This window comes from Chitinophaga sp. 30R24 (assembly GCF_049056765.1).
Taxonomy (GTDB): Bacteria; Bacteroidota; Bacteroidia; order Chitinophagales; family Chitinophagaceae; genus Chitinophaga.
In genome coordinates this window covers 18,377-30,513 of the sequence record NZ_JBJGXX010000017.1, presented here as the reverse complement: position 1 = coordinate 30,513, position 12,137 = coordinate 18,377, and the positions used below count along the sequence as shown (strand labels likewise).

Here is a 12,137-nt window from a genome sequence, read left to right as displayed (position 1 = left end):
AATAGCAGGGATAATTATTAAACTTTTTTAAAACAGGCAACCACTAACAGTATCAACGCCCCTATACTGCACAATGTCCGTACCAGGTGCCAATTATTCCATGCATCGGCAAAGGCGTGCCTGGCAGTAAATAATTGAGCATTGGTTTTACCGGTAAGGGTAACAACAGCAAGCTGGTCATTCAATGGAATATTTGCCAATACTGTTACACCGAATGAACCAATAAGAAACAACAGTGTAGCTACCAACAGATATCCGGCCCGCTGCGAAAATACCGGCTTCGCATACATATAAGTGGCCAGGGGAAGTAATACTGGCGCACCAAAAAAACTAATGGCGAAACCTGGATTTACAATTGCCCGGTTAATTGCTTGCATCGCCTCAATGTAAGCGGCATCGGGTAATTGTTGAAAAGCAAGGTTCACTGCAATGGCAAAAGCATAAAATACCCCGGTAACCAGGGCGGTGGTAATAACGGTCGAAGCCAATATGAATTGTTTCATGATCTACTATAGGAAGGTTTGTATCCCATCGCAATATTACCACCGCTGCCCAGCTGATAATAGAACAAAACCGACAAATTTAAATTTAATCAGCATATCCCGCCATACCACCATACCCCGGAAACTAACAGCAACGCGCCTATGAAATTTCTACTAAAATCCCCATTGCTGCATTACCCGCAAATCATCTTTGGCAGCGGCCACCGGTGCCTGCCCCTGGTACGACTCCTGTTCAACAATAAAGTACCTGGTACCTGATTGTTTTCCCAGCTCAATAATTTCTTTTACCGGGATAATACCTTTGCCCAGCACTGTACTTTCGTACTGGCTTCCCGTTTTTATTTCATCCTTCACATGCATCAGCTCAAAACGGTCAGGATACTGTTTAAGGATATCTAACGCAACACCACCGGCATGATACATATTACCTATGTCTAATTGCTGCACTACCAGTGTAGGATCTGTATGCTGTAAAATCAGATCAAACAATTTTTCACCATTCAACTGTTGACTGAATTCAAAATCGTGGTTGTGGTAACCAAATTTCATCCCCAATTGCTTACATAGCTCCCCATTTTTATTGAAAACATCCATATACGATTTAAAATCATCATAATTTTTACGCAGACTTTCATCCAACCAGGGACTGATCACATAACGCTGTCCCACTACCGCTGCATCTTCCACGGTGTATTTCCACTCATCAGTAAAGTCCTGTTTCACTGCATCCCAGTGTTGTTTTCCCATCACTGTGTGACCGCTCGGCATTATCATTCCTAAGTCGCCCAGGAATTTCTTGAAATCCTTAGGGGAATAACCATAAAACTTCCGCTGACTATAACCGGCATGCTCTACCTGTTTATAACCCATAGCAGCCAGCTGCCTGAGTGTACCGGCGGGGTCTTTCTTCATGTCATCTCGCACGGAATACAGTTGCAGCCCCAACTGTGGCTTAGCAATATTGGCGGCTAACAGTTCTTTAGAGAAAAGCGTGGTCCCTGCAATCGCCAGGGTACCTTTAAATAGAAAATCCCTTCTTGAAATGCCCATAGTAAAACTATTTTAAAGTTGATAGATGCTGGAAAAACCGGATACAGCACATAGCCGGCACTATTGGGGAAGTACGGGCAGGTAATAACGTGGTTATAATGTATAGCCGGGAATAGGTACACACAGCTAAAAAAGATATGTGTACGCTATTCCTTTAAAAATATAATTTTAAAACTGATTTTTTACGAAAATATTATCCCCGCATATAGCCGTTACCGGTATAACGGCTTTTTTTAAGTCGTTACTTCCCTGTGGATACGACTCAGGGAATCCGGCTTTATACCCATAAAAGAGGCAATGTAGGATAAGGGGACCTGTTGCATAATATCAGGCAACTGCTCAACCAGATTGAAATAACGCTGTTTGGTAGTAAGGCTTACCTGGTCTTTTACTTTCTGCTCATTATACCTGATTATTTCTTCATATAAGATTTTTCCCAACTCGGCCCAGCGCTGGTTATGCTTCAGCAACTCATCCAGGTTACCGCGGGTTATCCGCAGCAATTCACAGTCGGTGATGCACTCAAATATTTCATGAGAGCGCGTTTGTGTAATATAACTGTTGAAAGCAGTCATAAAACCCATAGGACAATTAATATGGTTGGTCACTTCCTCTCCATCTCCATCAATATGGTAAAGTCTTAAATAACCGGTATTGATGAAATACATGTAGCGTGCAATATCGCCGCTACTCACAATTACATGTGACTTTCTGTAACTCACAGGTTCAAATACTTCCTTGATAAGATGCTGGTCAAATTTATCTATGCGGACCAGCTCGGCGATCAACCGGGTGATTTTCTGATAAGGCATAGTCAGTATATTTAGTGCAGGCCGCAAAGATAATCAGCTTTTCAATACGTAGGTAGTATTCCCTGGTGTTTAGTTACAAACAGGGAAACCCGGGTCTCCCTGTTTGTAACTATGTTTTTATTTTGAGGACAAGCATATCATTAGGCACATCTCCGGGATGCAGAGCAGAGAGGTCTGCCACACAGTCGTTTCCTTGTTGACGCCATTGGATGGGTTTATCACATCCTAATATACTAAAAGTGGCTCCCCTGGGAGGTGTATAATTCCGTATCACCACCTGCGGTTGCCAACCTGGCAGGAAGCAATATACCGCGCCGGCCTTGGCGGTAAAAAACAATTCAATATGCGCCCGCTCCTGCGATGGCCTGATCAATTGCGCAACGCTGTAATTGGCCATATAATTCGCTTCTTTCACTTCTGGCCGCTTACCGTTGCTCCATTGCCGGTCTGCTTTCCAGGGTTTAGTATCATAGATCGCTTCTCCATTGATATCCAGCCATTTGCCCATGTCGAGCAATTTCTGCTGCATAATCACCGGAATGCGGCCATCCGCAGTAGGACCAATATCCAGCAACAGATTTCCGCCTCTGGCCACAATATCTACCAACATCAGGATCAGGTCACTGCTCTTTTTATAATCGTCGGCATTTTCCATACGGTTATATCCATATGATTGTCCAATCCCCTGGCTCTCCTCCCAAATAACACCAGGCTGCATACCACTCCCATATTCAGAAGTCAGGTAGGTAGCCCCATTATTCTTTCCCCGGGTATTGCTTCCCCAACGGTCGTCTACCACCACTTCGCCTTTTACCGGCGACTCGTTGAACAACCAGGCTAACAACGATGGACTTTGCCAAGCCGTATCACTCATCTCCCATTCTCCATCAGCAAAAATAACCGAGGGCTTATAACGCGTTATCAGGTCTTTGAACTGTGGCGTCATCACCTCTTTTACATATTGCTGCCTGTTTTTGAGCCACAATGGATTAAACCATTCATAGAGCGAATAATAATACCCCATTTTTAACCCTTCCTTTCGTACAGCCGTAGTAAGATCCCCCAGCAAATCACGTTTAGGCGTCCCAGTTACAGCATTCCACGAATGTCCCCAGGAAGTATTAGCCTGCTGGTTATCCCACAAACAATACCCTTCGTGATGCTTGGAAGTAAGCACTACATATTTAGCCCCGGAGCGGCGGAAAAGCTGCGCCCACTGCTCCGGATTAAATAGTGCCGCTGTAAATTGGTTTTCAAACCGTTCATAAGAAAAATCCTTACCATAATTCTTATCGTGAAATGCCTGTACCTGTTGATGTGAGCCCTCTTTAGTTCCCTGCAAATTGTACCAATACCATTCGGAATAACCTCCGGGGCCTACTACTGCATAAGAAGGCACGGCATATACGCCCCAGTGTATGAAAATACCAAACTTGGCATTATTAAACCAAGCCGGAATACCACGTTTATTCAAGGAAGCCCAATTGGCCTCATAATGTTGGGCAAAAACAAAGGATGTGCTTAATAACAACCATAACATCCCCAAACTTCGTTTTATCATACAGGAAATTTAACATATTTTACATTGACCAAAATTAGCAACTTCCATCACCTGTTATAATGGTATTTTCGCTGAAAACAATACATACTAAATAAACACTGGAAACAGTTGAATTTTTCTTAATACCTCAAATGCCTATCAGGGCCGCCTTAAAAATGCTTCAATCTATCAACGCAACCAGCATATTTTTGAAACGGCGCTGAAAAATGTAAAACGCGTGGCTGATGCGGGCATCCTGTTGCTCCTGCAACCATACAGGAAATTCTCACTTTTTTTGTATTGTTGCATACATGAAACTTCATATTCTGGGAGCATCAGGAAGTGGGGTAACTACCCTCGGACAAGCGCTGTCCATACACCTGCAAATCCCCTATTTCGATAGTGATCATTATTTCTGGGAAAATATAGACCCTCCGTTTTCACAACAGAGATTACCGGCAGAAAGAAATGAAATGATACGTTCACATCTGGATGAACAAAAGAGCTGGATACTGGGCGGTTCCGTGACCAATTGGGGTGAAGACGTTTTCCCTTGTTTTGACCTGATCGTTTTTCTGTGGATTCCCCCACAAATACGGATGGAAAGATTATACAAGCGGGAACGGGAACGCTATGGAGACCTTATCATCACCGATCCATACCGCAGCAAACTACATGATGCTTTTATGACCTGGGCGGCAGATTACGACCGTAATACCGGTATAGCCAGCCGCAATATCCAAACACATCAACAATGGCTCCGGCGCCAAACATCACCAGTGGTAGAACTCGGTGGCGACCTGAGCACCAGTACGAGAATAAAGCTGGTGATAAAAGCGATAGAAAAAGCCCGCTAACCTTTACCCATCTTTACTTTCAACATGCTGGCATTAATGGCTACCACTACAGTGCTTACCGTCATTAACACCGCACCTGCCGCGGGGCTCAGCAGGATACCCTGGTTGTATAACACGCCCGCTGCCAATGGCAGAGCAATTACATTATAGCCAGTGGCCCATGCCAGATTCTGTATCATTTTACGCCAGGTAGCCCGTCCAAATAATATAAGGCTTACCACATCCTGCGGATTACTGTTTACCAGTACAATGCCGGCAGTTGCCGCTGCCACATCACTACCACTGCCAATGGCGATACCCACATCTGCCTGGGCCAGCGCTGGTGCATCATTGATGCCATCGCCGGTCATCCCTACAAACTCACCTTGTTGCTGTAGCTCCTTCACCTTTTCCAGTTTTTGATGTGGCAATACTCCTGCGATATAGCTATTCATACCCAGCTTTTTACAGACGCTTTCCGCTACTACACTATTATCGCCTGTAAGCAATATGGTTTTGATATGATTCGCCTTTAAAGTGGCGATTGCCCCCGCCGATTCGGGGCGTATCTCATCTGCCAGGGCAATATATCCGGCCACCACGTTATTAGTCACCACATACACCACCGTTTCTCCAGGTTGTATGGTATTACCAGGCGCTTGCCCCTTAAAATTAGCCGACAGATATCCTGGACTTACTACTTTAATATCCTTTCCATTAACAACACCACTGATACCTTCACCTGTCATAGCGGTTACCTGTGTCGCTTCCGGCACACTCAACCGCAATGCTTTTACCTTGCGGATAATGCCGGTAGCAATGGGATGCTCAGAGCTACCTTCCAGGGCAGCAGCTGTTTGCAGCATCTCTTCTTTGGAAATGCCCGATTGGAGGGATTCAAATCTTACCACCTCAAAACGCCCTATCGTTAAGGTGCCTGTTTTATCGAAAATAAGGGTAGTAACCCTGCGGGAATTTTCAAAATCAGTGCGGTTTTTTATTAACAGGCCATGCCTAGCTGAGAGAGCAGTAGATTTTGCAATGACCAGCGGTACTGCCAATCCTAAGGCATGTGGGCAACAAATAACAATCACCGTTACCATACGCTCAATAGCGAAAGATAAACCATGACCACTCCCCCACCAATATACCAATGTGATAATACCGGAGAGAATGGCAATAAGGGTAAGCCAACGCGCCGCCTTATCTGCTAACAACTGCGTTCTGGATTTTGATTGCTGGGCATCCTGTACCAGTTTAACTACCTGCGACAAGTAAGAATCTGCCGCCCCGTGTGTGACAGTCACTTTAATAGCCCCATTACCATTAATAGCCCCTGCAATCACCTTATCATTTACCTGTTTCTGCACAGGTATAGATTCTCCTGTTAACATACTCTCATCCAGGGAAGTGGCGCCCTCCACAATACCACCATCTGCGGCTACCTTTTCGCCTGGTTTTACCAAGACGGTATCCCCCACCTTTAAAGTGCCTGTTTTCACTTCCAATACCTGGTCTCCCTGCACCAAATGCGCATTATCCGGCATCAGCTGCACCAGCAATTCCAGCTCCCGCGAGGCACCCATAATAGATTTCATTTCTATCCAGTGCCCCAGCAACATAATGAGGATCAATGTAGTTAACTCCCAGAAAAAATCCATTCCCCTCAAACCAAATACAGTAGCCACACTATAAATATAAGCCACCGTAATCGCGAACCCGATCAACGTCATCATACCTGGCTCCCAGGTTCTCATTTCCTCCCACCAACCTTTCAGAAAAGGCCACCCGCCATACACAAACACGACGGTCGACAATAACAACAACACATAAGCATCTCCCGGAAAGTGAATGACAATACCTAACCAATGCTGTATCATCTTCGATAATAACATCACCGGAATGGTGAGCACCAATACCACATAAAACCGCTTCCTGAAATCGGCGATCATCATAACATGGTGATCATGATGACTACCATTCCCCATATCTGCCTGATCATGGTTGTGCCCGGACATATCATGCCCCTGGTGCATATCGGAATGCGGATGTTCCATCTATTATAGTGTTTAATAGCTTAATGTAATCCCTGCCCCAAATCCCATATCACTATCATAATGTGTAGAAATACCGAGGTTACGGGTAACGATGTACCTGAGACCGGCCATATATTCCTTATCGGTGTTTACCTTAAAATTAAAACGCAACCTCCTGGTAACCGGCACATCGTCGCGCATCAACTGGATACGCAGTTTACCTTCTGTATCCAGGGAAGCATCTGCCACCAATAGCATGGGCAAAGTATACTCCAGGCCCAGATGCAATACCTGCCGGTAATCTTTGGTGTTCTTTTGCCCGAAGAGATTTTTATCCGGCTCTCCCATCCTACGGTAACGAATATCCCAACCCAGATAAGGGAACAGCACTTGCAGTTGACCAAAGTATCTTCCAAAATGGCTTTCCGTTTCATACCCATGTTTGGCGTTCAAACCTACCCTCCATTCGGTAGACAAACGGTAGCGGGTGTTAGCCACCATAATTATGCCATCGCTGCCATTGCTTTCCAGTCCTACTCTCGCCATCGTATGCAGCATGCGGTCATCTTTTTTCAGCATGCGGTAAGCCATCGCCGGGTCTGGTACTTCCGGATTAGGCGGAGAGTCTTCATAGCTAAACACCCTGCCCATACCACTCATCATATGATACAAGATGTGACAGTGAAAGAACCAATTCCCGCTTGCTGAAGCGGCAAATTCAATAGTGTCAATTTCCATGGGCATAATATCCAACACTGTTTTCAATGGCGAATATGCTCCCTGGCCATTGAGTATCCGGAAGAAATGGCCGTGCAAGTGCATCGGATGCCGCATCATGGTATTGTTAAAGAGTATGATCCTAACAATTTCTCCTTTTTTAATTAAGATCTTGTCGGTTTCAGACACCGTTTTATTATTGATACTCCATACATAACGGTTCATATTCCCTGTTAGTTCAAAATGCAGGAGTCTAACCGGACCCTCCGGCAAAGTGGTTTTCTCAGGCGCTTTCAACATGCCATAGTTGAGGGTAACAATATCTGCTGCGGCGCTGTCCATACGCATACCTGGCATGTTGTGCATATCGTGCATAGCTGGTTGATCTCCACCGGTTATTTCAGGATACATCACCGTGTTCATGTCCATTTCTTGATTCGACATCTGCATACCGCCGCTGGTATCCAGGTTACCATTCATCTTCATCATACCGTTCATCATCTTCATCCCTTCAAAGTATCTGAGACGGGGCAGCGGCGTTGCCGGCATCTTCATCCCTTGTCCCAGCCACAGCGAAGCAGAACCGGTACGATCTTCTGCTGTAGCCATAAATTCGTACTGCATATTATCCGGTATGGCCACTATTACGTCGTAGGTTTCAGACACCCCTATTATCAGGCGGTCTACTTCTACCGGTTCCATATCTGCTCCATCGCTGGCTACTACCGTTATTTTGCCTCCGGCATAGTGCAGCCAAAAATAAGTAGAGGAGCTACCATTTACAATACGCAACCTCACTTTATTACCCGCCTTAAACTGCGGTTGCTCACTCGAAGGCTTACCGTTGACCAGAAAACGATTATAATATACATCGCTTACATCCATAGCATTCATACGCTTCCATTCATTTGTAAGCTTAGTTCCCAAATGCCCTTGATGAGCAGCTTCCGCATAGCTTTGCACCGATCTTTTTTTAATAGCAAACCAATCATTGGCGTTATGCAGGTACCTGTTTACCGTATGCGGATGCAGATCTGTCCAATCGCTCAGCAACAACGTATATTCCTTCTCGTTATCAGGCGCCCTTTTATGTATAACAATAGCGCCATACATACCGCTTTGTTCCTGGAACATCGTGTGGCTGTGGTACCAATAAGTGCCATGTTGCACTACCGGGAAGCGGTACAAATGTGTTTGTCCTGCCTTTACAGGCCGGGTAGTAAGATAGGAAACACCATCGTATTGATTGGGCAGGATAATACCATGCCAATGGATAGACGTTTCTTTTTTTAAAGTATTATGTACATAAATTTCAGCAGTATCGCCTTCAGTAAAATGCAGCGTAGGACCGGGAATAGTGCCGTTGATCGCCAATGCATGCCTGGTTTTACCAGAATAGTTCACCATGGTATCGCCTACATACAGATCGTACCGTACTACTTTAGGCGGAGAAATAAAAGAAGCCTGTGCAGCAACAATGCTACATAGGCTCATTAATACGATATACAGCCATACTGCTTTCATAATTAAAGTTAAAGGGCTACTGAATGATATCGGTTACTTTTCCGCAGGAGAGCATTTGCTTACCATAGTAAGGATTTTTAACCGCATTGCTGCTGCTTAACCAATAGGCCTTTTGCATCGGGCAATATTCCTGGTAGATAGGCACATTGCTGAGCGGGACAGCTTTTGCCAGCTGATAAAAATCATTGGAGAAGCCCTTAAAATGTTCCCGCTGTTGTGCAATATCCTTTACGCTGGCAATAGCGGTGGCTTCCGCCACTAGTTTATCCGCCAATGGCGTATAAGCTTGTTGTGCCGCTTTAGGCAAAGACTTCGCGTTCACAGTAGTAGCTGCTGTTATAAATTCATTGGCTTTAGTTACCACCACAGCAGCGTTGCCACTAATCAAGGCGTCTTTGACACCATAATAACCAGACAATAAGGAAGACAGCTGTGGAGACACTGTTTTTTCCTGCGCCCATCCTGTTTGCAAGAATGCAATCAACAATATCACTCCTATCAATAATATCTTTTTCATAATGGTATTTTTTTACGTGTATGTACTGCCTATTATTTACACCAATACTTCTGCTTTATAACCTACTTTCTCAATGGCCTTTTTAATACTGTTTTCATCCGTGTTGGCAAGAGACACGGTCAATACTTTATTGGGACTGGCGAGATCTACATGCCAATTATCTGCTCCTACCACTTCATTTAATATAGGCGTTACTGTAGTAATGCATCCGGAGCATTTGATATTTGTTTTAAATTGTACTGTTTCCATATGTATGTTTTTTATCCGTTTAATTTGATCATGTAAAATTACAGGAGTGCCAACAACCAACTGTTATACAATTCATGCAACTTTTTATATAATTATAGTTTAGTAGCCTTCAACCGCAAACTATTACTTACCACGCTCACAGAACTGAGGGCCATTGCAGCGCCGGCAATCATTGGGTCCAACAAAAATCCGTTGAAAGGATAAAGAACACCAGCAGCCAGGGGAATACCGATCACATTATATATAAAAGCCCAGAAGAGATTTTGTTTAATCGCATGCACTGTTTTACCAGATAACTTCAACGCTTTGGGTATGCTATTCAGATCAGAAGTAATAAGGGTCATTTTGGCCACATCCATTGCAATATCTGAACCTTTGCCCATGGCAATACTCACATCTGCCTGAGCCAGTGCCTGGGAATCGTTGATACCATCGCCGGCCATGGCCACCACTTTTCCGGCTTGCTGCAATGCTTTTACAAAAGCCGCTTTATCAGCAGGGAGCACTTCTGCACGGTAATGGCGGATACCTGCCTGTTGCGCCACCGCAGCAGCCGTATGCGCATTATCACCGGTAAGCATATATACTTCTATACCATTTTGCTGCAGGGTAGCTACTGCCTCCCTGGAACTGGGCTTTATCGCATCCGAAATGGCGATGACAGCTACCAGCAAAGTATCTGCCGCAAAAAACACCACCGTTTGAGCGGCTGCCTGCAAGGCGGCTGCTTTAGCCGCAATCTCTTTGCTGATCATTACATTCCTGGATATCATTAATTGTATATTACCTACATAATAAGCACGACCATTATAGTAGCCACTTACGCCTTGTCCAGTAATACTTTCAAAGTGCTCTAACGGAACCGCGGGTACGTTTTTATCTTGTAGATAAGTTACCACTGCATCAGCTAAAGGATGCTCGGATTGGCGCTCCAGCGTATACAAAAGCGCATGTGCCGTTTCATCGCTGGTAAACCAGATCAGGTCGGTTACCGCTGGTTTACCTACAGTAACAGTACCTGTTTTATCCAATACCAGCACATTTACCTGATGAGCCAGTTCCAAACTTTCCGCATCCCGGATAAGGATGTTATTTTCCGCCCCCTTACCAACGCCTACCATGATAGCGGTAGGCGTAGCCAATCCCAATGCACAGGGACAAGCAATCACTAATACCGTAACAGAGGTTAGCAAAGCATGTGTAAATGCATTTTCATCGCCGAATATCATCCAGGCGGTAAAGGTGATCACCGCAATGCCTATTACTACCGGCACGAAGATACCGGCAATTTTATCTACCAGTTTTTGTACAGGTGCTTTACTACCTTGCGCCTCCTGCACCATCCGGATGATCTGTGCCAGCAAGGTATCCGCCCCCACTTTTTCTGCCCGGAAACGGAAACTACCTTTCTGATTAATGGTACCGGCAAATACCTTATCACCGGGTTGTTTGTTTGCTGGCAAAGGCTCTCCGGTGATCATGCTTTCATCCACATAAGAACCGCCATCTGTTACTTTACCATCAACAGGCACCTTTTCTCCCGGCTTTACCAACAGCAGATCGTTTACCTGTACCTGGGCAACCGGTATTTCCTCTATTTGCCCGGATGCTTCTACCCTCAATACTGTTTTAGGCTGCAGGCCCATCAATTTTTTGATTGCAGAAGAGGTGTTGGATTTCGCTTTTTCTTCCAGTAATTTTCCGAGAGAAATAAATGCAATCACCACTGCAGCGGCCTCAAAATATACATGTGCATGTAATCCGCGCTGGTGCCAAAATTCCGGATATAAAGTATTGAAAACGCTGAACAGCCAGGCTATGCCAGTGCTTAAAGCTACCAGCGTATCCATATTGGCTTTGCCGTGGCGGGCTTGTTTCCAGGCATTAATATAAAATTGCCCGCCCAATACAAACACTACAGGGGTAGCCAACGCCATCATGATATAATTACCATAAGGCATGTTCATAAAGAACATACCAATAACCACCACAGGCAAAGACAGGGTGGTCGACCAAATGGTCCGTTGTTTTATCTGTTGATAATGCCGTTGAAGAGCAGCTGCGTGTTCTTCTTCCTGGTTTTCTTTATTGATCAACAGGTCGTAGCCGATACTCCGTACACTTTGTTGCAGTACTTCGGGGGCTACCCTGGCGGAATCATACTGCACCCAGGCGCTTTGATTAGCAAAATTAACACCGGCATCAGATACGCCGGGACAGACCTGAGCATCGACTCTACGCTTACTGCACAGGCTGCACAGGTCATTTCTAGTACTGGGAAAGATTCTTTTATTTTTTTGTTGCTACGTACAACAGTGGGTTGTACTGACAGCGCCGTAAACATAATAACTGA

10 protein-coding genes are annotated in these 12,137 nt (G+C 44.9%); 1 reads left to right on the top strand and 9 read right to left on the bottom strand.

Annotation, left to right across the window (positions count from 1 at the left end; genetic code table 11):
- Positions 1 to 17: 17 nt before the first annotated feature.
- From ACDQ55_RS20605 to ACDQ55_RS20590, 4 genes are all read right to left on the bottom strand, one after another.
- Positions 18 to 503, bottom strand: a complete 486-nt coding sequence (locus tag ACDQ55_RS20605; protein ID WP_420983533.1) for a DUF1772 domain-containing protein — start codon at positions 501 to 503, stop codon at positions 18 to 20.
- Between the two features lie 153 nt (positions 504 to 656).
- Entirely contained in the window at positions 657 to 1,553 is an 897-nt protein-coding gene (locus ACDQ55_RS20600; protein WP_420983532.1) for a sugar phosphate isomerase/epimerase family protein, read from the bottom strand.
- Positions 1,554 to 1,786: 233 nt separating this feature from the next.
- Positions 1,787 to 2,365, bottom strand: coding sequence for a Crp/Fnr family transcriptional regulator (locus tag ACDQ55_RS20595; protein ID WP_420983531.1), 579 nt, complete (start codon positions 2,363 to 2,365; stop codon positions 1,787 to 1,789).
- Positions 2,366 to 2,474: 109 nt separating this feature from the next.
- Complete coding sequence (locus ACDQ55_RS20590) at positions 2,475 to 3,926, bottom strand: alpha-L-fucosidase (RefSeq protein WP_420983530.1); 1,452 nt, start codon at positions 3,924 to 3,926, stop codon at positions 2,475 to 2,477.
- Between the two features lie 290 nt (positions 3,927 to 4,216).
- On the opposite strand from ACDQ55_RS20590, the gene ACDQ55_RS20585 reads away from it, so the two are divergent.
- Positions 4,217 to 4,762, top strand: a complete 546-nt coding sequence (locus ACDQ55_RS20585) for a hypothetical protein (RefSeq protein WP_420983529.1) — start codon at positions 4,217 to 4,219, stop codon at positions 4,760 to 4,762.
- Here ACDQ55_RS20585 and ACDQ55_RS20580 read toward each other — a convergent pair.
- From ACDQ55_RS20580 to ACDQ55_RS20560, 5 genes are all read right to left on the bottom strand, one after another.
- Positions 4,759 to 6,798, bottom strand: a complete 2,040-nt coding sequence (locus ACDQ55_RS20580; RefSeq protein WP_420983528.1) for a copper-translocating P-type ATPase — start codon at positions 6,796 to 6,798, stop codon at positions 4,759 to 4,761. The genes ACDQ55_RS20585 and ACDQ55_RS20580 overlap by 4 nt on opposite strands.
- A gap of 12 nt (positions 6,799 to 6,810) precedes the next feature.
- A complete protein-coding gene (locus tag ACDQ55_RS20575; protein WP_420983527.1) occupies positions 6,811 to 9,018 on the bottom strand; it encodes a multicopper oxidase domain-containing protein in 2,208 nt (735 codons plus the stop codon).
- 16 nt (positions 9,019 to 9,034) lie between these two features.
- Positions 9,035 to 9,535 carry a DUF3347 domain-containing protein gene (locus ACDQ55_RS20570; protein ID WP_420983526.1) on the bottom strand — a complete coding sequence of 167 codons (501 nt, stop codon included), beginning with the start codon at positions 9,533 to 9,535 and terminating at the stop codon, positions 9,035 to 9,037.
- 36 nt (positions 9,536 to 9,571) lie between these two features.
- Entirely contained in the window at positions 9,572 to 9,784 is a 213-nt protein-coding gene (locus tag ACDQ55_RS20565) for a heavy-metal-associated domain-containing protein (RefSeq protein ID WP_420983525.1), read from the bottom strand.
- Between the two features lie 92 nt (positions 9,785 to 9,876).
- Complete coding sequence (locus ACDQ55_RS20560) at positions 9,877 to 11,952, bottom strand: copper-translocating P-type ATPase (protein ID WP_420983524.1); 2,076 nt, start codon at positions 11,950 to 11,952, stop codon at positions 9,877 to 9,879.
- Positions 11,953 to 12,137: the final 185 nt, after the last annotated feature.